This window comes from Thalassospira lucentensis MCCC 1A00383 = DSM 14000 (assembly GCF_000421265.1).
Taxonomy (GTDB): domain Bacteria; phylum Pseudomonadota; class Alphaproteobacteria; order Rhodospirillales; family Thalassospiraceae; genus Thalassospira; species Thalassospira lucentensis.
On record NZ_ATWN01000004.1, the window covers coordinates 184,928 to 209,406 of the forward strand.

General features: G+C 56.1%; 19 protein-coding genes. 7 read left to right on the forward strand and 12 right to left on the reverse strand.

Annotation, left to right across the window (positions count from 1 at the left end; genetic code table 11):
- Positions 1-66: 66 nt before the first annotated feature.
- Entirely contained in the window at positions 67-861 is a 795-nt protein-coding gene (locus K355_RS0109975; RefSeq protein ID WP_162142294.1) for a substrate-binding periplasmic protein, read from the reverse strand.
- 168 nt (positions 862-1,029) lie between these two features.
- Here K355_RS0109975 and K355_RS0109980 point away from each other — a divergent pair, with 168 nt between their 5' ends.
- A complete protein-coding gene (locus tag K355_RS0109980; protein WP_022731993.1) occupies positions 1,030-2,319 on the forward strand; it encodes a nucleotide sugar dehydrogenase in 1,290 nt (429 codons plus the stop codon).
- 23 nt (positions 2,320-2,342) lie between these two features.
- Here K355_RS0109980 and K355_RS0109985 read toward each other — a convergent pair whose 3' ends face one another.
- From K355_RS0109985 to K355_RS0110015, 7 genes are read right to left on the reverse strand one after another with little or no spacing between them, the layout of a single operon-like run.
- The gene (locus K355_RS0109985) at positions 2,343-2,708 is read right to left on the reverse strand and encodes an MmcQ/YjbR family DNA-binding protein (protein ID WP_022731994.1); all 366 of its coding nucleotides are present in this window, start codon (positions 2,706-2,708) and stop codon (positions 2,343-2,345) included.
- Positions 2,705-4,540, reverse strand: a complete 1,836-nt coding sequence (locus K355_RS0109990; RefSeq protein WP_022731995.1) for a glycosyltransferase — start codon at positions 4,538-4,540, stop codon at positions 2,705-2,707. The genes K355_RS0109985 and K355_RS0109990 overlap by 4 nt, the downstream gene beginning before the upstream one ends.
- Positions 4,530-6,035: a hypothetical protein gene (locus K355_RS0109995; RefSeq protein ID WP_022731996.1), complete on the reverse strand. Its 1,506-nt coding sequence runs from the start codon at positions 6,033-6,035 to the stop codon at positions 4,530-4,532. Before K355_RS0109995 ends, K355_RS0109990 begins: the two co-directional genes overlap by 11 nt.
- The gene (locus tag K355_RS0110000; protein ID WP_022731997.1) at positions 6,020-6,772 is read right to left on the reverse strand and encodes a hypothetical protein; all 753 of its coding nucleotides are present in this window, start codon (positions 6,770-6,772) and stop codon (positions 6,020-6,022) included. Before K355_RS0110000 ends, K355_RS0109995 begins: the two co-directional genes overlap by 16 nt.
- The gene (locus tag K355_RS0110005) at positions 6,769-7,923 is read right to left on the reverse strand and encodes a hypothetical protein (protein WP_022731998.1); all 1,155 of its coding nucleotides are present in this window, start codon (positions 7,921-7,923) and stop codon (positions 6,769-6,771) included. Before K355_RS0110005 ends, K355_RS0110000 begins: the two co-directional genes overlap by 4 nt.
- Positions 7,916-9,130, reverse strand: a complete 1,215-nt coding sequence (locus K355_RS0110010) for a glycosyltransferase family 4 protein (RefSeq protein WP_022731999.1) — start codon at positions 9,128-9,130, stop codon at positions 7,916-7,918. The genes K355_RS0110005 and K355_RS0110010 overlap by 8 nt, the downstream gene beginning before the upstream one ends.
- On the reverse strand, positions 9,127-10,236 hold the full coding sequence (locus K355_RS0110015; RefSeq protein WP_022732000.1) for a glycosyltransferase family 4 protein: 1,110 nt from the start codon (positions 10,234-10,236) through the stop codon (positions 9,127-9,129). The genes K355_RS0110010 and K355_RS0110015 overlap by 4 nt, the downstream gene beginning before the upstream one ends.
- A 147-nt stretch (positions 10,237-10,383) precedes the next feature.
- Here K355_RS0110015 and K355_RS25100 point away from each other — a divergent pair, with 147 nt between their 5' ends.
- Together K355_RS25100 and K355_RS0110025 are read left to right on the forward strand one after the other, a co-directional pair.
- On the forward strand, positions 10,384-11,850 hold the full coding sequence (locus K355_RS25100; RefSeq protein WP_022732001.1) for a WecB/TagA/CpsF family glycosyltransferase: 1,467 nt from the start codon (positions 10,384-10,386) through the stop codon (positions 11,848-11,850).
- Positions 11,847-14,060 (forward strand): GumC family protein, encoded by a 2,214-nt coding sequence (locus K355_RS0110025; RefSeq protein ID WP_022732002.1) that lies wholly within the window; start codon positions 11,847-11,849, stop codon positions 14,058-14,060. Before K355_RS25100 ends, K355_RS0110025 begins: the two co-directional genes overlap by 4 nt.
- 321 nt (positions 14,061-14,381) lie before the next feature.
- Here K355_RS0110025 and K355_RS0110030 read toward each other — a convergent pair whose 3' ends face one another.
- Positions 14,382-15,692: an O-antigen ligase family protein gene (locus K355_RS0110030; RefSeq protein WP_147250370.1), complete on the reverse strand. Its 1,311-nt coding sequence runs from the start codon at positions 15,690-15,692 to the stop codon at positions 14,382-14,384.
- 122 nt (positions 15,693-15,814) lie between these two features.
- On the opposite strand from K355_RS0110030, the gene K355_RS0110035 reads away from it, so the two are divergent.
- From K355_RS0110035 to hrpB, 3 genes are all read left to right on the forward strand, one after another.
- Positions 15,815-16,885, forward strand: coding sequence for an O-antigen ligase family protein (locus K355_RS0110035; RefSeq protein WP_022732005.1), 1,071 nt, complete (start codon positions 15,815-15,817; stop codon positions 16,883-16,885).
- Positions 16,878-18,215: a prenyltransferase/squalene oxidase repeat-containing protein gene (locus tag K355_RS23720; protein WP_022732006.1), complete on the forward strand. Its 1,338-nt coding sequence runs from the start codon at positions 16,878-16,880 to the stop codon at positions 18,213-18,215. The genes K355_RS0110035 and K355_RS23720 overlap by 8 nt, the downstream gene beginning before the upstream one ends.
- 72 nt (positions 18,216-18,287) lie before the next feature.
- Positions 18,288-20,792: an ATP-dependent helicase HrpB gene (gene hrpB, locus K355_RS0110045; protein WP_022732007.1), complete on the forward strand. Its 2,505-nt coding sequence runs from the start codon at positions 18,288-18,290 to the stop codon at positions 20,790-20,792.
- Between the two features lie 51 nt (positions 20,793-20,843).
- Here the strand turns inward: hrpB and K355_RS23725 are convergent, their stop codons facing one another.
- Positions 20,844-21,770, reverse strand: coding sequence for a LysR family transcriptional regulator (locus K355_RS23725; RefSeq protein WP_022732008.1), 927 nt, complete (start codon positions 21,768-21,770; stop codon positions 20,844-20,846).
- 98 nt (positions 21,771-21,868) lie between these two features.
- On the opposite strand from K355_RS23725, the gene K355_RS0110055 reads away from it, so the two are divergent.
- On the forward strand, positions 21,869-22,885 hold the full coding sequence (locus K355_RS0110055) for an NADP-dependent oxidoreductase (protein ID WP_022732009.1): 1,017 nt from the start codon (positions 21,869-21,871) through the stop codon (positions 22,883-22,885).
- An 83-nt stretch (positions 22,886-22,968) separates the two neighbouring features.
- Here K355_RS0110055 and greB read toward each other — a convergent pair whose 3' ends face one another.
- Complete coding sequence (gene greB, locus K355_RS0110060) at positions 22,969-23,448, reverse strand: transcription elongation factor GreB (protein WP_022732010.1); 480 nt, start codon at positions 23,446-23,448, stop codon at positions 22,969-22,971.
- Between the two features lie 93 nt (positions 23,449-23,541).
- On the reverse strand, positions 23,542-24,447 hold the full coding sequence (locus tag K355_RS0110065; protein ID WP_022732011.1) for a LysR family transcriptional regulator: 906 nt from the start codon (positions 24,445-24,447) through the stop codon (positions 23,542-23,544).
- Positions 24,448-24,479 lie beyond the last annotated feature (32 nt).

The following is a 24,479-nucleotide window of genomic DNA, read 5'->3' on the forward strand; positions in this document are numbered from 1 at the left end:
AGTCTAAGCCCCTTACCGTGATCGGTTTTCAAGCAGGGCGCGTTGATATGACGCGCCCTGTTTTGTTTACCGGGTCTTGTTGGAGCCGGACGCAACACAGTCCTTGCGCTGGTTTTGCACCGGGATGTCGCGTTCAAGAAGCGATAAGTCGGGCACAACGTCATCTCGCCCAAAAAGGGTCGCCAAAGTTCCGTCGCACAGCATGTCATAGAGCGCCAGATTAAATGCCTTCTGGTTCTCAATGCCCTTTCGATTGGCCTGAAACAGGGGGAATATATTCTCCGTTGTGACCGAGACATCCGCGATATCAATCACATCGGAAAGACCCAACTGATCGCGCAAATGAAAGCCCGAGAACTTTTCAAGGATCGCGGCGTCAAGTCGGCCATTGGCAAGCATGCGCAAAAGCGATTGATCATTGGGGGCGCGTTCAAAATTAACGCCCGCAAGATTGGTGATGGCGGGGGGATAAGGATAGGCCGAAAGGCCAACATTGTGTCCGGCCAGATTGTCAGGATGTTGAAGGCTGTCCGCGGGAAAGTGGCCTGATTTATAGAAAATCAGGTTTTCGCGCAGGTAAAAGGGCACGGATGCCAGTGATACCGGCAGGGCGGTCAGCGACGGGAAGGCGCCCAAGGCATCATAAACGCCAGATACAAAGGCCTGAACCGCGCGACGAGGGGGCGCAACGTCAATTACGATGTCCTTATCCGTGCGCTTGGCTATTTCCTGATACATCTCGATGAAAAATCCCTCGGTCGGGCCTTCGGCCATCAGCGGGATATAGGGCAGGACAATGCGCACCGGAGCACTCTGTGCGCGGGCGCAGGGCATGGCGACGCCAAGGCAAAAAACAGCCATGAGAATGATGGAAGATAATTTTCGCATGAGCAACAGATTGATTTTCCAAAGATTTATTCTATCACATATTTTTGGGGTTCCTTAAAGCAGTTTGGGCTTTGCTCTTTTATTGACGGGTATGGCCAGTCTGGCTAGAAGTCAGTCAGACTTCATTTCAAGGGTTGAGCAATGGGCCACGGGCGCAAGATTTCGGTTATCGGTTTGGGCTATGTCGGGTTGCCGGTTGCGGTGGCTTTTGGCTCGGCCATCGGGCGTACCGTTGCCTTTGATATCAATACGTCGCGCATTGAACAGCTGAAAGCTGGCCACGATGCTACGGGTGAAGTGGACGCGCATGAGTTGGCGGCAGCCGATCTTTTGATCAGTGATGATCCGCAGGATCTGGCGAAGGCCGATTTTCATATCGTCACCGTGCCAACCCCGATTGACAGTTCCAACCGCCCCGATCTGTCCCCACTTCGCTCTGCCTCAAAAACCGTTGGCGCCATTCTTAAAAAGGGCGACATCGTTGTGTATGAAAGCACGGTTTATCCCGGTGCCACCGAAGAAGTCTGCGTGCCGATCCTTGAAAAGATGTCGGGGCTGAAATCGGGCACTGATTTCACCGTCGGCTATTCCCCCGAACGGATCAATCCGGGCGACCGTGAGCATCGCTTTACCACCATCACCAAGGTTGTTTCCGGCCAGAATGCCGCGACGCTTGATATCGTTGCCGATGTCTATGGCAGCGTTGTCACGGCTGGTATTCACAAGGCACCGACGATCAAGACCGCCGAGGCCGCCAAGGTGATTGAAAACACCCAGCGTGATTTGAATATCGCGCTGATGAATGAATTGTCGCTGATCTTTGACCGGGCGGGGATTGATACCCGTGATGTGCTTGAAGCAGCCGGGACCAAGTGGAACTTCCTGAAATTCACGCCGGGTCTGGTTGGCGGGCATTGCATCGGGGTGGACCCTTATTACCTGACGCATAAATCCGAAGAACTTGGCTATTACCCGCAGGTGGTTCTGGCCGGGCGTCGGGTGAATGATGGCATGGGCGAGGTTGTCGCCAATAAAGTCATCCGCGCGTTGCTGCGTGAAGGGGCGACCAAAAACCCGACCGTGACGGTGCTGGGCCTGACCTTTAAGGAAGATGTGCCCGACATCCGCAATACCCGAGTGATTGACATTATCCGATCGCTGGAAGATGCCGGTATCACGGTTCAGGTCCATGATGTGCACGCCAATAAAGATGAAGTGGCGCATGAGTTTGATGGCCTGGAGCTTTATGGCGACAATGACCTCAAACCGGCCGATGCGTTGGTGCTGGCGGTTTCGCACAAGGAATATGTCGCCAAGGGCTGGCCGCTGGTGCAAAGCCTGCTGAAAGACGGCAGGGGTTTTGTTGCTGATGTGCGTGCTGTTTTGCCGCGTGATGCGGTGCCCGCTGATATCGACCTTTGGCGTCTGTAGACCGATATAATCGGCCTGATTATTCACTTTTGGTGAAGAGTAAGTTCTCGCTGCAGTTTCTTGGTTAGTCCTTTGAAAACAATGCGGTGCGAACTTTCGATGTGACTTTTAAGGTCGTCATCGGCAAGGCCGGGTATGTCGTAATGCTGAATCCATTTCATCCCACGCGACGCCAGATAGGGCGCCGGGCGCAAGCCGGGTTGATCCTTTAGGACTTCATAGCCGATTTCGGATGTTTTAAACGTGATGCCCAGCGTATCGGTTTTGGTCCAGCCGCCAATGGCAAAAACCTTGCCGCCCACCTTCCAGACATCCGCACCACCCCATTGCACCACATGTGTTGCATGGGGCAGGGATTTGCAAAAATCGTTGAATTCATCGCGGGTCATTTTTTGTCGGGTCCTTCTTTTGGGGCAGGTTCGATTTTACAGACTCTACCCATAACGCCGCAGATATCACGTGCAAAACGATCCATGGTGAAATCGGTTTGGCACATCAACTGCGCGGCCTGTGCCATGGCATATGTTTGGTCGGGGCTGTTGATGGCCTGCTTGATCGTGTGTGCCAATTTGTCAGGGGCATCGGGCTGACATAACCGCCCGGTTTCACCGTCATGGACAAATTCGGGCAGGGTGGCGATATTGCTGGTGATGACCGGCACACCGGCGGCCATGGCCTCCAGCACAACAAGCGGCTGGGCCTCGTTGGGGTAATTGCTGGGAAAGACAAACAAATCTGACATTTCAAAAAGTGCCATACGGTGATGCGCATTGACGGCCCCGTGATAGGTCGCGATGTGCGCAATCGCATGTTCGGACAGAAGGTGCTTGAGTTTCTGTGCGGTGATATCGCCCGGTGCACCGGCAATGTCGAGTGTCACCGCAACACCGTCTTTGATCAGTCGTGCGGTGGCTTTGAGCAGGGTTTCTATGCCCTTGGCGCGAAACAGGTTGGACAGATAGAGCAGTCTTACCGGTTGGTGTGCAGTCCGCTTTGCGGTGCCTTGGGGCGCAAGGGTACTAGTGGGTAGGGCGTTTGGGATGATGACTTTGGTGCAGGGCAGGCTTTCGACTTCATCCATCAATCTTGAGCCGAGCACAATCGCGGTTTGATTGGCAAAAACCCACCGTTGCAGTCGGGCAACCCCTCGGTTTTGACGCATGCTTGACAAGCCCCGTCCGTGCAGATGCAAGATCGCCGGAACGCCAAACAGCTTGGCCAGCAGGACATACAGACAATCGCGGTAAAAGGCGGCACCTGACGGGGCAAAGCAGATGTAAAATGCCTTGGCGCGGGGCAGGCGAAAGCCAAGTTTAACCAGAAGCCACACGGCAATGGCGACTTTGCGCAGTGAGAATTTGGCAATGTTGCCAAGCTCTTTGCCAAATCGCATTTCAAGGACGGTTAAGTCCGTGCAACGCGTAAGTGCATTAACCGCATGCAGGTTCATCGCCGCGGCACCATGCATCGGCGGGGGCAATTGCACCATGGCAATGCATTTTGGTTTGGCGGTCGGTTCTGACAACGGCAGGGTGTCGATTTTATCGCGATAGCGTGCCAGCACCTGATCACGGGTCTGGTGATAGATCTCTGGTTTGATTTGGGCAAAGAAGCGGTTTTGGGGGGCAAGGTTGCGGTCAACGATCTTGCTGCGCAACTGGATCATTTTTGCCCCGGCTGAGGTCACGGCCCGCAGATAAAAATCAAGATCAATGCAACAGGCAAGATCAGGATCATATCCACCGGCACGCTGCCAAACTGATTTATCAAAGGCCAGTGTTGAATGGTGCAGCGGGTTGCCGCGATAGAGGCGTTTGGCGAAAATATGTCGCTGCGTCATCGGCCAGAGCCAAGGTCGATCAGATGTGGCGCAGCCAAACAATAAGCAGTCGGGATGGGTCATGAGAAATGCTGTTTGGGTAGCCAACCGACCGGGCCGGGAAAGATCATCAACATCCTGAATGGCAATCAGTTCGGTTGGCGCGGCTTTGATGGCGATGTTCAGCGCTGCCCCGCGCCCGATCTTGCCGGGATTAAGCAGTATAATGCGTGGGTCTTGCGCGAGATATTCAGGCAAGCGCACTGGATGTTGTGAGCCATCATCGACGATAACGACAAAGTCCTGGTCGCGTAAGGTCGCGGCAAGGTTTTCAAAAAACCGATCACGAAAACCGTCGCCATCGCGGATGGTGGTGATGACGGTAATGGCATCAATCATCATCCGTCCCCCAGCATATGCGCAACGTGACGTGATCGGTGTGGGGCGCGATAACCCTGCGGGCAAGCCCAGCAGTGGTGAAGTGGTTTGCACCTTCTATGGCAAGGTCTTGATCCGCCTTGAACGTGATGCCCAAATCCGGGGCGTGAAGCTGCTGTTTTGTGGTCTGGGTCAGGTATGCTTCGTGATGTACCAGCAGTCGAAGCAGATCGCATTTGGTGGCGATCTGGTCCGTGATGGTGATTTGGGTGTCCTCAAACGTGATGGTGCGGTTTCCCGAAATTCCGGCCAGTGTGAAATCAACATGGACGGTATTTTGGCATCTAGTTGCTTTGCGAATTTGCGCGAAATCTTTGCCATCCGAAGTGGCCGGAAGGGGGATGGACGCCGGGCCATACAGGCTGGGTGCATCTTCTTCGCCGCCAGTTGGTGCGAACAGCAAGGTCGCGATGTTACCCGAGCCAGACAGCACAACCGGGCAGGGGGTAAGATCGAAACTATGTTTGCCGCCAAGACACATCTGCGCCTGATAGGCGGGGGTTGAGAATATTGCGATGGGTGCCGCTTTTAACTTTGGGGTCGTTGGCTGAGGTCTTGGGGTTGTCGGGTTGGTCGCAATCTTCAAAAGCCAATAGCCCGCAAAGGCGAGGTAATCATCATGACGGTTATAGCTGTACCAGCCGGGTGTCTTCGGGTTGGCTGGTCCCGGATCATCGGGCAGGTCTGCGGTGGAAAACAGATTAAGCGGCAATGTCCCGGTCGTGAGAAATGCGTTTTCAAGTCGAAACAGGACCGCGTCGGCTTGGGTGTGAAACCCGTGTTTCGAGAGCGCATATAACGCACACACCGCACCAAAACTTTGCCCGGCCCCGCGTCCCAGAAGGTTTGCATAGCCATGATTACCAGAGAGTTTGGCAATTAGCGCGGTTGCCTTGTCGGCAATGATACGGTGGGCGGCCTCGGGGCTGTCGGTCAGAAGGGCGGCGCAAAAGGCATGATATTGACCGGAAAAACAGGTCGGTCGATCCCAGAAAAGCGGGGTGCGCCAATAGCGCAGGCGGATGAAGGCCCAATGTAGCCAGTTGATGAGTTTCCGGTTTTTGCCACCACCCTTTTTTAGCGAGAGATGCCGGTTGATCATGCCAAGCACCTGCCAATTGGCAACATCTGGCGATTGGGTGGGGGCGGTGCGCAGGATGGCGTTAAGGCGTTTATCAGAAAGGCCCGGTATTTGCCGGAGGCCATACTCGATAAATTCGCGGTGGTAGCGCGGGGTTTGCTGTTCGGCCTCAAGCGCGCATAACGCGGCTTCGATCTGTTGGGCGTAAAGTGCCGGGTCCAGTTGCGCCCAAAGGGCCGCGGCAAAGGCGGGCGCGTAGAAGCTGTGCTGGGTAAAGGTGCCATCGAGATTTTGACGTTTGGCAAGTTGATCTGCCACCAACCTTGCAAGACGGTTGCTGCGTTCGGCAATGCTGGTGCGTGTTACAGGAAGCGACATGTCACCCCCAGCGACAGCGTTTGACCGGCCAAAACAGTGTTGAGCGGGACGGCCTGAATTTCGGGGCAGTGCCGCCCCAACCGTTCGCGCAATCGCCAGAGCATTTTTTGACCGCCGGGCATGTCCCACAACGCGCGGGCCAATGGATCCGGCGCAGACAGGGTGAAAAACCGATTGGCCCAGCGCAGCCAGACGTGATCGACGGGATCAACCGGCAGAAGTCTGGCATGGACAATCCAGTGATCACCGCGATCACGCAGATACAGATACGGCGCAAAGCGACCCGCGCCGTCAAACGTATCGAGCGTGATGATGATTTCACAGCCATCGGTGCCAACGAGGCGGACGTCGCGCGTGTCGCTGATTGGGTAAAGCCGGTACTTGTCACTGTCGCGGTGCTCAAAGGTTTTTCCGGCGACTGCGCCGTGAGCAATGTCATGCTTGTCAAACACCATGCGCAAAACGGCGTCTTGTAACGGGGCGTCGTCAAGTGCGGTGACTTGGGCGTGGGCGACAATCGATGTTTGATTGGTCTGGGTTGTTTGTAGGGTGGCCTGCCAGCGTCCTTGCGATAGGTGCCAAGTGCCATCGGTAAACGTGGCGTTTCGCGGTGTGTCGGTCAGGGTGGCGAAGGAATGGCGATCCGAAAATTCGATCCCCCACTTGCCAAACGTCATAGTGCCAAAGCGCCCGGATATCAGACGGTGATTGCGGATATCTGTTTGAAGCTGGGTCATGATGGCAGCGCCCGCCGCAGGTATTTCAGCCCACTGACATAAAATAGCGCAAGGACCAAAGCCAAACGCACCTGCATCAAGATAAGGATATCGCTTGGTTCTGCCGGTGCCGGGAGGAGGGCCGCGCTTAAGATCATACCGCACAGGCACAGCCAGCCGACCCACATAGCGGAGGGGTGTTCCTGCAATATTAAAATCTGCCGACTGAGCAAAGCCAGCAGGATCGGCCAAAGTGTACCGGTTTGAAGAATGGTGATGAGCGCGTCGCTTGGTTTGGTATAGATCAGCGCGGCAACGCCATCGGGCCATATCCAGAGGACCAAACTTGCCGCCGCCATTGGTGCGATTAACCAGATATCGCGCAGATGTCCGGGTTGCTGTTTGGCAAAAAGTGCACCGGAGATGGCCGCCAAAAATGCTGCACAGATCAGGAAAATGCGCTGGGCGAGAAACAGCGTGGTGTCGGAACCCAGCAAGACAAAATCGAGATTGGGTAAAACGCCCGCAAGCAGGGTAAAGCCGATCATGCCAAAGCAGGATTGTTGTGACAGAGCCGCATGTTCGGGAGGCTCGGTTGTGCGATCCTTTGCCGGGTTAAAGGCAAAAATGATTGAGGAAATCAAGCTTGCGACCGATATGGCTGGGGCAACGGCAAACAGCAAATCCGGGTTGCTCGCGTGTGCCGCCCATGCCGCCATTCCAATCCCCACCATCTGGGCCATTACAGCAATCACACTGATCCGGGAAAATTCGGTCCGGGCGGAGATGATCCAGTCTGGTGACAAGGCCGCCGTGATCGGCATCAGCAAAAGTGGCCAGTATTGCGAAAGGGTGTCGGTGCCCATTTCAACGACGATCCAGAGGATGGCACCCAGAGAAATTATCGCGCGTAAGACAACACAGGCGATGGCCCACCGGAGATTTCCGGCTTGCTGTAATCGGATTAAAAGCGGCCCGGTTCCGGCCTGTGCCGCCGTAACGCCAAGCCCGACCACAGCCAGCATCGCGAAATAATAACCAAGCTGGTTGGCGGCAAACCCATGACCAAGGATCAAAAGAATGATCATGCCGCCCGCGCGTGCGGTTAGATTGGCGGCAATCAGCCACAGCGGATACAAAAGCGGATACAGGCTGTGCGCGATCCTATCCATGGCGGGTCAGCAATGTGTCATAGGCCATCTCGACCCGGTTGCCATAGCCGGTTTCAAGCATGTTTTTGATCTGGCTGCGAGCTGCCTGGGCAATGTTTCGTCGCATCGCGGGGTTGGTGATCAGGGCCGAGACCGCGGAGGTAATTGCGCCGGGATCACGCGGGGGCACGATCAGACCGCTTTGCTGGTTGATCACCGGGCTTCCGGCGTTAAAGGTGGTGACAACGGCACAGCCTGCGGCCATGGCTTCAAGGGTTGCCAAGCTGCTGCCTTCTGACAGGCTGGGAAAGACAAAAATATCCGCACCGAGAAAATGTTTGGCAACTGCGTGTGAGGACAGGCGCCCAAGCCAGTCACAGCCTTCAGGAAGATCTTTGACCAACGCCTGTGCGCAGGGCTGGACCGGACCAATAAGGGTCAAACTGATCCGACCTCGAAACTCTGCGTGCAATGCCCGCCATGCGTCCAGCAACGCCGCGATGCCTTTGGCGATGGAAATATTGCCAACATACAGCAGCCGGACAGTTGCATCCGGTTGCGCCGGACGTTCCTGATTAACAAGCGTCTGACAAAGGGGCGACATAAAGGGGATATGAAAGATTTTATCGGGGGAGATGCCACACTTCAGAAGCCCGTCGATCACCGCATCTGACGGGGCAAAAACCGCATCGGCGAAATGAGCCTCGGCAACCCGGCGACGTGCAAGAAACCGGGAAATCTCGTGATATGTGCGGCCATGAGCTTGATATTCAATGGCAAGCTGTTGCGCGCGGATCGGGGCAAGCTGGCCGGTCACATCGGCGATTGTGATCATGCCGTTTTGCTGGGCGCGTCGCATGGCGGGCAGGCTGTAATTCCCCTGACCGTGCAGGATGCGTGCCTTTGGCACATGTGATGCGGCCAATAACGATAGGGGGATATCAGAATAAAGGTTATGGGCCGGCAAGTGCAGTGTTCGCGCCGCTTTGCCCAAAAGATCGGGGATGAGATGCCGTCCGGGAATATCGGATAAAACCGTATCCAGCTCACGTGCGGGCGGACGTATGATGCCCTGCCCATCATGGCGCCAGAAACTGTCCCACCGCACCAATCGGTTGTTTTGGGCCAGATGGGTGGCAAGAACGGCAAACTGATCGACCCGCCCGATCATCCAGATATCGGGGTCGGTGTGGCGGCGGCGTTGAACCGGTTTTGGGGTGTTTATCATGCCGTATCTCGCGACCGGCTTCGTGCGGCAAGGACAGCCTGCCAGATCGAGCGCGCGTGATGGTCGGCTGTATTGGTGGCAATGCTGGCCGATTGTGCGGTGCGTATGAGATCCCATTTTCCGGGGTTGGTGAGTAATTCCTCGCAGGCTGTAGCCCAATTTGAAGCGGTGTCGGGTGGAAGGATTTGGTCAGATGCCAAAACATCCGGTGCACAGCCGACCGCATCGCTCGCAAGGACGAGGGCACCACATGAAACCGCCTCGACCACGCCAACGCCGTAAGCATCATTGTGGCTGGGAAACAGGCAGATTTTTGCCTGTGTCAGGAAACTGGGCAAGCGTTCTGGCGGTAATAGCGGGTGAATGTCGGTGATGTCCAACAGCCCATGTTCGGCGACCTTTCGTTTGACCTTTGAGATGTTGAGCGCGCCGACAATTCCGATCTTTGTGATGGCCTGCCGGGATTTGAGTATCCGGGCTGTTTGAAGAAACGTTTCAAAGCCCTTTGCGGAGGTCGTGCGCCCGCACCACAGAATGTCAAACGGGCGGTGGTTAAAATCAGGGATGGCTTTTGGTGGGGCAAAGGATGTTGGGATCGGGCTAACCGTGATCAGGTCCGGGGGAACGCCAAATGTTTCGAACCAGTTTTTGCCGCGGGAACTGGCGGCGATAAAACCGCTGGCTTGTTTGATCAGACTTTGGCGCAAGGCCCGCCGAACCCTGTTGTCATAGGCGGCATCGGATCCCCGCCAGCCATCAAACAACACAACGGTTGGTATGGCGTGGTTTTTTGCCCAGCGTTGTGCGCGCCACATGGCCGGGCCAAAGCCCGACAGGATAAGAACATTCGGGGCGGTGCGGGCAAGTTCACGCGTCACGCCAAAGTTAAAAGAAAGCCTGCGGTTTTCCTCAAGCGGGATGCGAAATGCCGACAGGGGACGGCAGCTGAATTTTTCGGTTTCTTGTGCCCAAATGTGTTGGGGTTCATGGGCGTCCGTACAGATGAAATGGCATGTTCCGCCAACCGATTTGGCATGTTCCGCAATAAGGCCAAAAGCTGCCCGACGGTAAGGGGGGACAAGGTTGGTCAGAAGCGCAATCTTCACCGAACTCTTTACCCCAAGATGCTGATGTTGCTGACAACTCAATCATAAGTTATTATCCATATCAATGATTTAAACGTAGAATTTGGGACAGGTTCGCGGTCCGGATAGAACGATAAAAAATGCATCCGGGTTTCACAGGGGTGGTGAATGGTATTGGCGACGTCGGCGTTCTTTGGCCTCAAGCTTGACCTGCGCGCACAGGAAACACTGTGTGACGATATCTGTGACTGGTTGAAAAGTCGGCCCCAAGACGGATGTTTTCGCCATCAATGCCTGAACGCGGTAAAATTGCCACAGACCCAAAAACATGCCGAACTTTACCACGCATTGCAGAACGCAGATTGCCTGTCGCCGGATGGTATGGGGATCGTCTGGGCGGCGCGTTTGATCGGAATTCCCGTCGGTCAGCGTGTCACGGGGATTGACCTTATGGCCGGGTTGCTGCCCCGGTTTGCGAAGTCGGGGACGCGTGTTTTCCTGCTTGGCGCCAAGCCCGATGTTGTTGACACCCTTTGGAATACACTCCCCATTCAGTATCCCGGGCTTGTGATTGCCGGGGCTCATCACGGGTATGAGCTTGATGATGACAAGCTGGCGGCAGTCATTCGGGAAAGCGGTGCGGATGCGCTTTTTGTCGCCTTACCCTCACCGCGCAAGGAATTGTTTGTCGATAGCATCGCAGCCAAAACCGGATGTCGGTTTGCCATGGGGGTTGGCGGTGCGTTTGATGTGCTGGCGGGTGAAGTGCACCGCGCGCCGGTGATCTGGCAAAAATGCGGGTTGGAATTTTTATGGCGTATTTTGTGTCAGCCGCGCCGGATGATGCCGCGTTATGCACGGGGGTTGGTGCGGTTTACCAAATTAACGGTGCCGGTCATTTTTCGATATCAGGCCAAACGATTGGCCAAAAGGACGGCCGTTGTCCTGATGTTGGGTGGGGTTTTGGGCGCGGTCATGAACAGTTCCGATGGCAACAGCGTCTGGGCCGCGACATTTGATCCACCGGATTTAAGCGATCCGCAGGCCGCCGAAAACTGGATCAAGGATCGCATGGTGCAGGTCACGACACGCGATGACCTTAGCCAGACGATTGACGACATTGTGTCATGGGTGCTGCCCGCAGAAGGATCACGCGAAAATACGGTGGATGGTGCGGAAAATCCGATTGATTGGGATGGGGTTGATGTTTCGATCAAGGCGTTGTTGACGGTGTTTCAAACGGTCCTGAAAGTATCAGGTGCAAACAGCTTTTTGATTGAGGCGGTTATCGGCGGGGTCATTGGCCGGTTGCTTGATCTTCATCCCGACCCGGATCGGGTGGCCAGATTGATTACAATAACCGCGCCAAATTTGGCCAATGCGATATTTGGCAATCGACAGGTCTCGCTGTTTGATGCGGATCGGATATTGCCTGTTTGGGGAACTAATCTGTCCAACGTCTCTGTCATTTCACGCCAAACAGCTCCCCCTGAAAAGGACCGGTTTGTTCAACCGTTTTTGTACTGGATTGAGCCAAACACGGAGGGTTTTAAGTCTGAGGATTCTTCCTGGGGGGGCTCGGAATCTGAAGAAAGCGCGTTTGATTTTGTTTCAGAGGATGCCAGTCCGCGATGACACAACCGCCAAATCAAAGCATCCCGGCACACCCCCCACGCGGGGGCGAAAATACCCGGTTTGATCCCTCCTTGGGGGAGTTGGTTGGGATCATGTGGCAACGGCGCGGTGTGGCGCTGATCAGTTTTGCTGTGGTGCTTGTGTTGGCCGCCATCGTGATGGGGCAGTGGCAGCCACGCTACCGCGCCGTGGCGGAAGTCGGCATCACCGGCCATGTGCAAGGCGGGCAAACGGCCGATGAGGGGGCCTTGCAGGGGCGTGCCGTTTTGGTCAGTGCGCAAGAAATTGAAACGCTGATTGCGGAAATGAAAAGTCGGGATGTTTTATCCGCTGCCGCGGCGGTTCTGCGCGGCGATGGCGTTTGGGCGGGGCAGGGCGATAAAGCTTCAAATGCCATGATGGCATTTTGGGATGGTGTTTTTGGCGGTGACAATGCGGAAGCCATGTCGGCTGTATCCACGTCGGCAACGCCCGTTTCAGAAGCACAGTTGATTGACCGCCTGCGGGCTGGTCTTGAGGCCAAGCGCATTGGCAATGCCGCCGTGATTGAGGTGACGTATCAGAGTGCCTCGGCGGGTTTGAGTGCCACGGTTTTACAGGCAATTTTGGAAAGTCATGTCTGGTGGCGCGAAGGGCGGCAAAAACAATATCTGCGCCGCCAGTTACAAGAAGCAACAACGCAGTATCAAGCCGCACAAGTTGAGCTTGAGCAACACGAAGAAAGCCTGATGCGCTGGCAACGCGATGCCAGCATGTTTGACCCCGAAGAAGCCAAACTGATGTTGGCACGCATCTATGCGCTTGATGAGCAGGCCGAACAGGTCGGGCGCGAATTGGCAACAGCACGCATTGCATTGGCAGAACGTCAGGATGGGCAAAAGCTTTCTGATTTACTGGCGATGTCAGACGTGGCCCGCAATCCGATTGTCAGCCAGCTTGCCGCACGGTTTGACGGGTTGCGATCCGAATATGTCACGCTTGATCAGCGCTATGGCCCGAAACACCCGGTCATGCAAAGCAAAACCCGCGAGCTTGACGACCTGCGTGCCGAGCTTTTGAGTGCGGCGCAACGTGCGGCAGAGCGTGCAAACCGTGATCTTGAACGCGTCGCGTTGGAGGCGGCGGAGAGCCTTAAACTGCTGCGCCAGCAACGCGGTGAATGGCAAAACCGTATGGCCGCACGCCATGACCGGATACAGGGGCAGGCAGGATTGCTGCGCGCGGTCGAGGCGGCCCGGGCGCAGGTGATTGAACTGGGCCGTCAAACCCAGACGTTGCAGCGTGATCTGGTGGCGTTTCGCGGCGATGTGGAAATCCTCCGTCCGGCGATGGTCCCGGCCACGGCGGAGTTCCCCACACGCCGTGATCTTTGGCTGATGGCGGTTTTGGCGGCGATCTTTGGCGCGGTGGTTGCGGCGATGCTGCGGCATTATTTCGATCAAACCATTGATGATGATTTTCAGCCGGAAACCGGACTTGGCATCCGACTGTATGCACGTATTCCCGATATGACCGCGCCCAACATGCAGGTGGTTGGGGCAAATGCCGGGCGTGAGGCGGTCGGGCATCTGGCGGTTTTGATGCGCATCATACGTCAGGGAAAACCCCAACCCGCCGATGGTGTCGATCAGGCACAGGTCATTGCCATGGCATCCGCCGTAAGTGGCGAGGGCAAAAGCCACCTTGCCCGGTCGCTGGCGGGAGTTCTCGCCGGATTTGGCGCACGGGTATTGGTGCTTAATGCGGATTTGCATGACCCGGACCCCGATACAGATACGGCTGTTACAGGCGATATCACGGCTGTTTTGTCGGGCACCTGTGTGATTGCGGATGCGATGGGACGCGATGCTTTGCGCGGGTTTGACCATCTTGGCGCGAAGTTTCCTGTGCCGGGCAATCTTGCCACCGGGCTGATCGAAAGTGGGTTGGGCGACCTGATCGCAGCGCTTCGCCCGAACTATGATCACATCATTGTCGATACGCCGCCGATCCTGTCGGTTGCCGATGCGATGATTGTGATGCGTCACGCCGATGTGCGGCTTTTTGCTGTGCGTTGCGGACACAGTAAACGGCGCGATATGGGCCATGCGATGGATCAGTTGCGCGCGGTGGGCATCGTGCCCGACGGCGTGATTATGAATGGGGAGCGGCCAAGACCTGCTTATGGCGTTGCTCGGCCAACATCTGCGCCGACGGAGCAGATGTCATGAAGGTACGTCTTTCGGCGATCTCTCTTGGTCGGGGCTTTTTGATCGGCATGGCGGTTGTGCTTTTGGCCGGTGGGGTGGTGCGTTTGGGGAGCCAGTTTCGCGCAAGTTTGACTGTGACCAACATGGCGGACGGGTTTCGCAACGCCGATGGTTTTGGCGACCAAGTCCGTCAGGAAAGATTGCGGTATGGTCTGGTGTCTGGTGATCCGGGTCAGGTGATTGCGCAGGCGGAGGTGCAGCTTGAAAACGCCCCGTTTGATCCGGTTCTGATGGCTGTTCTGGCCCATGCCATGATTGCGACTGGGGACGAAGATTTGACGGTCAATGCGGGGATGCTTGATCAGGCACACCAGATTGCGCCGCGAGATCGGCTGGTGCAGATACTTCGTGATGATGCCCGCCTGCAGCTTCAATACAGCCAACCCAAACAAGCCCCATCGGTAGAATGAGAGCCGGTAATGTAATGACCCAGTCGACCGACCCACTGAGAACCGCGATGCTGATGCTGGCGCAAAACAGGGCTTTTAGGGGGCGCAGTTTTAGCCCGTGCCATATTTTAAAACCGGCATATCCCCCCATGGCCAGCAGAACCACCATCACAGGCAGACCCAATACGATGGCGCCATCAAGCCAGACGTTATGGCTGCTAAACCAGTGTGCGTTGGTGTTTAGGCCGGTGGTGGCAAAATGATCGATCACAAGTGCTATGCTGCCCGGTCCAAAGCCCGTCATCGGGCGTGCGATGATGGCATTTATCGCGCTGGCCCAAGCATCATCGCGCTGGACCAGGTCATATCGGGCAAGCTCGGCAAAGCGGGTGGTAAATTCCGGGGTGGCCAATGCGACAAAGACGATACCGAACATAAAGACCCCGATTGGGAACAAGATGCGGTGCCATGCCGGGTTGTCGCGCATCTGCATCACCGCAAAGACAGAGAGGCTGCAAAGCGCAATTACAAAGCCACTGCGCGAATGGCTTTGGAGCAGGGCAAAGGCAAACACCATGGCAAGGGCCAGCCACCCGCCCTTTTGATCGAGCACCTTGCCAAGACGCACTTGTTGCCGCCCGCCAAAGCAATACAGGCTGGCAATCATGCCCAGCACCATCAGGGCGGCAAAGGCGTTACGGTTGGCAAGGCTTCCGGTCCAGTCGCCAATATGGGCGGTTTTGGTAAACCAGAATGTCGTTTGCCATCCCGCGATCTGGTCCAGTGCAGCAAGCCCGACCTGAAGGGCGGCGGCACATGCCGTCGTGATGCAGACCTGTTTGATAAAGCTGTGGGGGGCTTTGCACGCAAGCAAGGACGCCAGCGTCAGGGTTGCGATAAACCACAGGATATCGGCCACTGTGCTGTGCCATGCCGTGGGGTAAAGGGCGATGTGATCGGCGTTAAACGGGGCGGCTTGCATAGGCCAGATCGGCAGGGATTGCATGATCATCCAGCCCGATGCCAAACCCGCCATCAACCAGATGACGCGCAGATAACGCGGGAGACAGATCGGCATTTTCGCGCACAATGCCAAGATGCCAATCCCGGTCAGAACCGACAAAATCCCCATGGCCCATGGCCGCGCCCCGCCCAGCAACAGCGGGGCCAGAATGATTTGGGCCAAAAGACAAAATTGTGCCACCCGAAAGACCACTGGAAACACCGTGCTGCGTCAATATGGTTTGGGAACAAGGAGGTAAGCGTATCGGAAAAAATCCATCCTGTCGCTTTTGCTGATCATCGCGTTGTTCGGTGGGCACGAGCATGACGATTGGTTTTCGCCCTGGAACACAACGTTTGGCGGCCGTGCCCCATTCGGACTTTCCGGTCTGGTGTGTGGTTTTGGGCACTGCGGTGATGGTGGTGTCCCTGTGGTTGCTGGGGGCTGGCGGGATGTCGGCCAAACTGTTGTTGCTGGGGTTCTGGGCGGTTGTTCTGGCCGGATATGGGCGGCGGGTTTCAGTATCACCCGGTGGGTTGGGCGCGATTTTCCTTCTGGTTGGCATGATCATGCTGGTGGCGTTGGGCAACGGGGTGCTGATCGAAAAACTGCGGCTGATCGGCAATCTTTTGATGTTGCCGGTTGGTTTGGTCGCAGGTTTAATGTTCGGGCGCGACTGTTTGCGCATTATGGTGCCCGCACTGGTGATTTACTTGCCGTTGGCGAGTGCGTTTTACCTGACCCATGAAGGTTTGCGGCTTAATCAGCCGTTCCTGTTTTTGGGGCTGTTTGCCCTGTGTTCGGTCGCTGAGAGGCGTGCGGGCCGTTGGATTGGCGGCGGTGCGGCGATTGCCGTGCTGATGAGCCAAACCCGAATTGCGGTCTTGGCGATGATGGTCAATGCGGTGGGGCTGCTGCGATTGTCACGAGCGAAAACATGGCTGGTGGGGGCTATTGTCTTTGCCGGATTTGCCGGGATTGCGTGGCAGGCGTTACCGCGCCTGTTGATGACCCATGACAGCGGGCGGCTGTTCTTTTGGCGCCAATTTGCCGATATGTGGATGGCGGCGTCCGATGGGCAAAAATGGCTGGGGTTTGGTGCTGGTTCGGTTGAGCAGATTTTATCGGGATATACTTCTTTTGCATCTTTTGGCGCGCTGCATAACGATCATTTCCGTATCCTGTTTGAAACCGGAATTTTGGGAGCTGGGCTTTGGCTGTCAGGATGGGGGACGATGGTGTGGCTGGTGCGCAAGTCGCGGTTGTCGGTGTGCCTTTTGATTTCTGTAGCGATCACTATGATAACCGATAATGCCTTGAATTACGGGCATTACCTGATCTGTGTCGGGATGGCGGCGGGCATGGCATCGAACCGGGATAGGGCGCATGGATAAAACGCATCTGATCAGCATCCGCGACCGGGTTTTGCGCCAGATGGCAGACAATGATTTTGCCGGGGCCGATCCGTTTGACGGGCTTGAAAGCCAGATGTTTCAGGCAACAGGATTAAACCGGTTCCGGCTTGCCCGGTTGTTGTGGGTGCAGGCGATCAAACGCGGGCCGGATATCCTGCGCACTGCCGCCCGCATTCCGAAAATGGTCAATCCGAAAACATTGGCCTTGCTGAGTGGGGCGGCGGACGGTGTGCCGCTTTGTGATGTTAAGGCGCGGTTGCTGTCCATGCAAAACGCCGATGGCGGCTGGGGCTATCCGTTTGCGTGGCAAGCCCGTGCCTTTTACGCAGCACAGAACCAAAGCAACGCGATTGTTACAAGCTTTGTGATGGATGGGCTTTTCGCAGCGGGTGTGACCGGCGATGACCCGGTGATGGGGCGTGCGGCGGGGTTTATCGAAGATCAACTTTGGCGCGATGGTTATTTCGCCTATGTCGCCAACACAGACGCCGAAATTCACAATGCCAGCCTGTGGGCGGCGTTTGCGCTCTCACGGGTACGACCGGGGAATGACAAGACCGAGCGTGCGGTGCTGCGTGTGCTCGACGCCCAGCGGGGTGATGGCAGTTGGGCCTATGGCACCTTGCACCATCACCAGTTTGTGGACGGGTTTCACACCGGCTATGTGCTGGACTTGCTGGATCGGTTGCGACGGAGCGGCATGGCGGGGTTGGACGGCGCGATTGTGCGCGGCTGGGCGTTTTACCGCGATGCCTGCTTTGATGCGGACGGTCTTCCGCGCAGCTTTTCCGGGCGGGATGGCTATTTGGATGCCCACAGCGTCGCGCAGGCGATGGCAAGTCTGTGCCGGTTTGGCGATTATGCGGGGGCAAACAGGGTTGCGCAATGGGCTGTGAAACATTTGTATGAGGAAAGGCGTGGGCTGTTTTATGCCGGGATTGGCCGGTTTGGGCCGGACCGGCGAAATTACATGCGTTGGACACAAAGCTGGATGGTCTGGGCGCTGTCGATTGTGATAGATCATATGGCTATGACAGACCCGTTTGATCCGCACATGCCGCTCTCGTTTAAGCATCCCGATCCTGACCGGGCGGCAAAAGAATCCGCCCTGCGCGCGCTGTCCGAAGAAGGGTTTCGGACGTTGTTTGCTTTGACACGCGCGTCAGCATCGCAAAAACGGGCATCGGGCGAGATGGAAGCGCTTTATGGTCTGACGCGCGGGCTTAAAACATTGCAACGGATTGGTGGTGAGCGGGGAATTGTTTTGCAGGCCCGACTGACCACGCGTGCTTCGGCCAAGGCGACGTAGTCACCGCGATGCTTGCCCTTCTGTGTTATTTGCGAAATAACCGCGACAGGCCCTTAAAACCGAAAGCCGCTGATGACTAACGCCTTTCCCGTCCTTCCGATTGATAGCGTTCTGCCAGACGTTTGTTCTGTGCTGGAACGTGGCACCAATGCGGTGCTGCAAGCGCCACCGGGGGCGGGCAAAACGACAAAGGTACCGTTGGCGTTGCTTGATGCCAAATGGCGCGGCGATCAAAAGATCATCATGTTGGAGCCCCGTCGGTTGGCCGCCCGGGCCGCCGCCCGGCGCATGGCGCATTTGCTGGGCGAAAATGTTGGGGATCGTGTCGGTTACCGCGTGCGGTTTGACAGCAAGGTCACGGCCAAAACCAAGATCGAGGTCGTCACCGAAGGCATCCTTGTGCGCATGATCCAGGATGATCCGGAATTATCGGGTGTGGGTGCCGTCATCTTTGATGAATTTCACGAACGATCGCTTGATGCCGACCTTGGACTGGCACTAGCACTCGAAACCCAAGGTGCCCTTCGCGATGATTTACGCATTGTCGTGATGTCCGCCACACTTGATGGCGATCCGATTGCAAGGCTGATGGGTGATTGCCCGGTGATCACCAGCGAAGGTCGCGCCTATCCGGTGGAAACCACATACATCGCACCGCGCGTTGATAATTGGGGCAATGTGCGGATTGACGCGGAAATGACAGCCGCCATTCGAACCGCATTGCGCGAAGAAACCGGATCAATTTTGGCGTTTTTGCCCGGACAGGGGGAAATCACCCGGGTTGAGGCGGCGCTTAAACCATCGGTGGGCAAGGACGTGATTGTCGCACCACTGTATGGGGCGATGAATGCGCAGGCACAGGACATTGCGATTGAACCGGCCCCGGATGGCATGCGCAAGGTGGTTTTGGCGACCGCGATTGCCGAAACGTCGCTAACCATTGATGGCATTCGGGTGGTGATCGATAGTGGGCTGCAACGTTTGCCGCAATTTGATCCGGCATCGGGGATGACGCGGTTGGTGACGGTGAAATCATCGCAAGCTAGTGCGGAGCAACGCCGGGGTAGGGCCGGGCGGTTGGAGCCGGGCATGTGTTATCGCCTGTGGGCGGAGGCCGAACATCGTGCCCGTCCGGCCTTTACCAATCCTGAAATTTCGGTGGCCGATCTGGCACCACTCACACTTGAGCTGGCGCGCTGGGGCGTTACTGATCCCAACAGCCTGCCGTGGCTTGATGTGCCTGATGGCGCAAAGCTTGATCAGGCGCGCGATGTTTTGCGCAGGCTTGAGGCGCTGGATGAGGCCAACCGCATTACCGCCATGGGAACCGCGATGGCCGGGCTGCCGGTGCATCCGCGCTTGGCGCATATGATGTTGCGTGGCGATATGCTCGGCTTGGCCGATCAGGCGTGTGCCTTGGCGGCCTTGTTGTCGGATCGTGATTTCATGCGCGGGCGCGGGGCGGATTTGCGCCTGCGGGTGGAGGCGATTTTAAACCGCCAAGCCCCCAAAATGATCGGGGAGGCTGCCAAGCAACTTTCGCGGCGCTTAAAAGACGCTCGCCACAAAGTCGATTTGACCGGGGATAAAGGCCGGGTGGATCGTGCTGATCAAGTCGGTTTGCTGTTGGCATTCGCCTATCCCGACCGGATTGGCGAACGGCGTAAGGGGCAGGATGCGCGGTATCGCCTGTCGGGCGGGCGCGGCGGTGTTTTGCCCAATGGCGATGGGCTGGCCGCAGAACCCTATATCGCGGTGGCGGAACTGGATGGGCAGGCGCGTGAGGCCAAGATTTACCTTGCCGCACCCCTGTCACGTGCCACTCTTGAAACGCATTTCGCCGATCAGATTTCCGAGGGCACAGAGGTGTTCTGGGATAGCCAATCAAGTGCTGTACAGGCGCGTTGGCAACGCCGGATCGGGGCGCTGGTTCTGGATGAAAAAGCCACCCATGACGCAGCCGACCCGGAGGCGATCACAACCGCAATGATCGAAGGTATCCGGCGGCTTGGCCTGGATTGTCTGCCGTGGGACAAGGCGGCAGATGGTTTGCGTGAACGGTTGGCGTTTTTGCACCGGGTTGATGGGGAAAGCTGGCCTGATGTCAGTGATGACGGGTTGCTGGCGACCCTTGAAACGTGGTTGGCCCCTTATTTAACCGGCATCACCAAACGTAATCAGCTTAAACAGATCAATATCAGCGAAGCTCTGCTGTCGGGCATTGACTGGCAACAACGACAAGATCTGGATCGTCTGGCGCCGACCCATTGGCAGGTGCCAACGGGCTCAAACATCCGCCTTGATTATAGCGGCGATACCCCGGCCCTTCCGGTGCGGATGCAGGAAATGTTCGGCGCGACCGAAACGCCGATGGTGGGTGGCGGAAAAGTGGCGGTGACGCTGCATTTGCTGTCGCCCGCCCAACGGCCCATTCAGGTGACAAGCGATTTGATCGGGTTCTGGAACGGGTCCTATGCGCAGGTCAAAGCCGAAATGAAAGGACGCTACCCCAAACATTACTGGCCCGATGACCCGCAACAAGCCGAACCGACGCGCCGGGTAAAAAGCAAGATGTGACGGGCAAAATGCTTCTGAGAGAAAACAGGCTTTTCAATCGGAACTGGGTTGCTATTCCGAAAGAGGCGTCATCTGGGCTTTAAAAGCTTTCTGCAGATAGGGCAGGAAGGCACGCACAGCGGGATTGGTGCGTCGGCTTTCTGGCCAGAGAGCCGTAATGTTTTGGCGTTTTACGGCGAAGTCCTGCAGCACAGGTTGCAGCTCACCCCGGGCGACATAAGGGGCTGCGATAAAGGTTGCACTGATACCGATGCCACCCCCTGCGGCAAGTGCTGCAACCAGTGCATCGCTTGCATCAACAATCAGATCGGAAGGCGGTATAATTTCACTAATTTGGCCGTTAACCTGAAATGGCCAGCGAAACATTCGACCTGTACTTTGGTAGCGCAGGTTAACTGTTTTATGTTTTGCTAGATCATCAGGATGGGTTGGAATGCCGTGCGTTTGCAAATAGGTAGGTGACGCAAAAGCGCAGAGTTGATGGGGGGCAAGCGGGCGCGATAACAGTCGGGAGTCTTCAAGCTCGCCGATCCGTATGGCGATGTCTATTCCCTGTTCAATGATATCAACGATCTGATCGCTCATGCGTAGATCAATGGTTACATCGGGATAGAGTGCGTTGAATGAGGGCAGGATGGGGGCAATCACGTGAATGCCAATTGGCAATGAGGCTGCAATTCGGAGTGTGCCGGACGGTTCAGAGCGCGCTTTTATTGCAGTTTGTTCTATTTCCTCCATGTCGTGCAAAAGTTTGAGCGTTCGGTCGTAAAGTTCGCTTCCTTCTGGCGTGAGCTTGAGTGACCGCGTCGTTCTTGAGAAAAGCGATACTCCAAGGTGTTTTTCCAGTCGCTGTATGCTTTTGCTGACAGCTGACGGGGAAATTGAAAGGGACCGCGCAGCGGCGGTGTAACTCCCCATTGATCCTGCGCGCGCAAACGCAATCAGGCCGGTCAATCGATCTAAGCCAATTTGTTCCATGGTGGCATAATTGAAACAACTTGCTCTATAATTGTCAACTTAAAGTCGCTCCCATACATAGGTCGTGAATAATCACCGTTTATGTATGGAGCTTCTTTATGAGTGAGATGATGAAAGCCATAGTGCAGCATTCTTTTGGGGGACCGGAGGTTCTGCAATTTGAAGATACACCTTTGCCAAGATTAAAAGCTGGTGAAGTGCTTGTTCGCGTTCATGCCATTGGCCTTAATCCGCCTGACTGGTACCTGCGTGAAGGATACAAAATGCTGCCTGCAGAATGGCAGCCGCAGGTGTCATTTCCTGTTGTTCTAGGAACTGACGTGTCGGGGGTTGTTGTGGCGGTCTCCGATACTGTCGACGAGTTCGTCGTCGGAGATGAGGTTTATGCCATGGTTCGATTTCCCGATGGTCTTGCCGGGGAGAGCCGCGCCTATGCTGAATATGTAAGTGTCCCCGTATCCCAAGTTGCTTTGAAGCCTGTTGGTGTTGATCACATGCACGCAGCCGGTGCTCCGATGTCCCTTCTTACGGCATGGCAATTCCTTGTCGCACTCGGTCATAATGAGCCCAATCCCCTTCAGGAATACAGACATGCACCGGTACCACTTGCAGGCAAAACTGTTCTGGTGAATGGTGCTGCGGGCGGGGTGGGACACTTCGCCGTGCAGGTCGCGAAACTCAAAGGAGCAAAGGTCATTGCCGTCGCGTCGGGTCGACATGAAGCACTTTTAGAAAGCCTGGGTGCCGATGAATTCGTTGATTATACGAAAACAGTTCCCGAGGAAGTTGTTCGGAATGTCGATCTGGTTGTGGATTGTGTTGGTGGTCCTGCATCGGGTCGATTTTTGCCGACGTTGAAACGTGGCGGCGCATTGTTTCCGATATATCCATTGGGGTTTGCAGATGCCAAAAAGGCCGATGAAATGGGCATTACAGTTTCGGCAACGCAAGTTCGGTCAAACGGCGCTCAGTTAGCCGAGCTCGCAACGTTGCTCAGTGATGGGACTGTCCGGGTTGTTCTCGACAGCACTTTTCCTCTTGCCGATGCGCAAAAGGCCCACGAGCGTGCGGCTGATGGTCATATTCAAGGCAAGATTGTTCTGAAAGTAATGTGAGAAGAAATCTTGTACAGGGAGGTCGCCTCGAACAGCCTCGCGGTATTTGTGTAGACTACCAGGCTGAGGAAACCGGAGTTTTGTCAGGCTGAATAACGGACCGCGAGCACTTCGAGCTCATCCTCGCCCGCCGGGGTGCGCACTGTCACCACATCGCCAACCCCTGATTTCATCAGGGCGCGGGCGACGGGGGAGACCCAGCTGATGCAGCCATTGAGGCTGTCGGCTTCGTCTTCGCCAACGATGCGGATGGTTTTTTCTTCGTCACGCGCATTCACATAGGTCACGGTTGCGCCAAAGAAAATGTGCGTATGATCGGGCTGTTCATCGGCGCGGACAACCACCGCGTCCTCGATCCGTTTGATCAGATACCGTACCCGGCGGTCGATTTCACGCAGGCGCTTTTTGCCATAGATGTAATCGCCATTTTCCGACCGATCACCATTGCCCGCCGCCCAATGGACAACGGCCACGACTTCGGGGCGTTCTTTTTTCCAAAGGTGGTCGAGTTCCTTGCGCAGGGCGTCAAGGCCTTCGGGCGTGATGTAAATCGGTTTGTCCATGCGCGGGTTTTAACTGAAATCAGGCAGGGAAGAAAGAGGGCGTATTGAGGTGTCGATCACGGCTTGGAATCCATGGCCAAACCGAGCGAAATCTTACGCCAAATCCAACCCGGCAACGAAATCGCGAAACCAGCGTTGGGCGGGATGCACATCATTGCGCCGATGCCACGCTAGCACAAAGGGAACAGGGTCAATCGCGATGGGGCATGGCGTGATGGCGAGGCTGTGCGAATGTCCAGATGCCTTAACCACGCCTTCCATCAGGGTGGCGATCAGATCGGACCGGGCGATCAAAAGCGGCGCGGCATATAAATTCGCCAAAGTCACGGCAAGGCGGCGTTTGTGGCCCATGCTTGCCAGTGCGGCATCGACCAGCCCGAACCGTTCATTTTCCGGCGATACCAGCAGATGAGACAATGACAGGAACGTGTCGAGATCAAGTGGGCCGGATGCAGCAGGGTGATCACGGCGAAGGACGCAGACAAAGCGTTCTTCGAACAAGGGGCGGGTCAGGATGCGCGCAGTTGATGTCGGGGGGACGCCAATGGTCAGGTCAGCCCGCCCTGCGTCAAGGATGCTAATGGCATCATCGCGTGCGACGAAGTTATGGATGCGAAGCGTGATGCCTGGTGCCTTTTGGCGCAAGGCATCAAGAAGGACCGGCAGCAGTTTGAAGGTCGGATGATCTGAGAGGGCGACCGAGAATGTCGCGGTTGAAACCGCCGGATCGAATGTCTGGGTGAAGGCCAGTGTGCGTTGAATTTCAGAAAGCGCGTATCCCAGTGGTTCGGCAAGATCAAGCGCGCGCGGGGTGGGCTGAAGACCATTGGGACTGCGAATAAACAACTCATCGCCAAGCAATCCGCGCAGCCGTGACAAAGCCGCACTCATGGCCGGTTGTGTGCGCCCGATCCGGATGCCTGCGCGTGTGACATTCCGTTCCGCCATCAAGGCATCAAAGGCCACCAGAAGGTTCAGATCGATACCATGTAAATCCATGAAATGGATAATGCCATATATCTTATATCGAT

Excerpts from the sequence above, each read along its gene's own strand:
- K355_RS0110025 (WP_022732002.1), top strand. The coding sequence starts at position 11,847 with ATGACACAACCGCCAAATCAAAGCATCCCGGCACACCCCCCACGCGGG.
- K355_RS0110055 (WP_022732009.1), top strand. The coding sequence starts at position 21,869 with ATGAGTGAGATGATGAAAGCCATAGTGCAGCATTCTTTTGGGGGACCG.
- K355_RS0109985 (WP_022731994.1), bottom strand. The coding sequence starts at position 2,708 with ATGACCCGCGATGAATTCAACGATTTTTGCAAATCCCTGCCCCATGCA.
- K355_RS0110065 (WP_022732011.1), bottom strand. The coding sequence starts at position 24,447 with ATGGATTTACATGGTATCGATCTGAACCTTCTGGTGGCCTTTGATGCC.
- K355_RS0109980 (WP_022731993.1), top strand. The coding sequence starts at position 1,030 with ATGGGCCACGGGCGCAAGATTTCGGTTATCGGTTTGGGCTATGTCGGG.
- K355_RS0109995 (WP_022731996.1), bottom strand. The coding sequence starts at position 6,035 with ATGTCGCTTCCTGTAACACGCACCAGCATTGCCGAACGCAGCAACCGT.
- K355_RS23720 (WP_022732006.1), top strand. The coding sequence starts at position 16,878 with ATGGATAAAACGCATCTGATCAGCATCCGCGACCGGGTTTTGCGCCAG.
- hrpB (WP_022732007.1), top strand. The coding sequence starts at position 18,288 with ATGACTAACGCCTTTCCCGTCCTTCCGATTGATAGCGTTCTGCCAGAC.
- K355_RS0110005 (WP_022731998.1), bottom strand. The coding sequence starts at position 7,923 with ATGGATAGGATCGCGCACAGCCTGTATCCGCTTTTGTATCCGCTGTGG.
- greB (WP_022732010.1), bottom strand. The coding sequence starts at position 23,448 with ATGGACAAACCGATTTACATCACGCCCGAAGGCCTTGACGCCCTGCGC.
- K355_RS23725 (WP_022732008.1), bottom strand. The coding sequence starts at position 21,770 with ATGGAACAAATTGGCTTAGATCGATTGACCGGCCTGATTGCGTTTGCG.
- K355_RS0110035 (WP_022732005.1), top strand. The coding sequence starts at position 15,815 with ATGACGATTGGTTTTCGCCCTGGAACACAACGTTTGGCGGCCGTGCCC.
- K355_RS0109975 (WP_162142294.1), bottom strand. The coding sequence starts at position 861 with ATGGCTGTTTTTTGCCTTGGCGTCGCCATGCCCTGCGCCCGCGCACAG.
- K355_RS25100 (WP_022732001.1), top strand. The coding sequence starts at position 10,384 with ATGGTATTGGCGACGTCGGCGTTCTTTGGCCTCAAGCTTGACCTGCGC.
- K355_RS0109990 (WP_022731995.1), bottom strand. The coding sequence starts at position 4,540 with ATGATGATTGATGCCATTACCGTCATCACCACCATCCGCGATGGCGAC.
- K355_RS0110010 (WP_022731999.1), bottom strand. The coding sequence starts at position 9,130 with ATGATAAACACCCCAAAACCGGTTCAACGCCGCCGCCACACCGACCCC.
- K355_RS0110000 (WP_022731997.1), bottom strand. The coding sequence starts at position 6,772 with ATGACCCAGCTTCAAACAGATATCCGCAATCACCGTCTGATATCCGGG.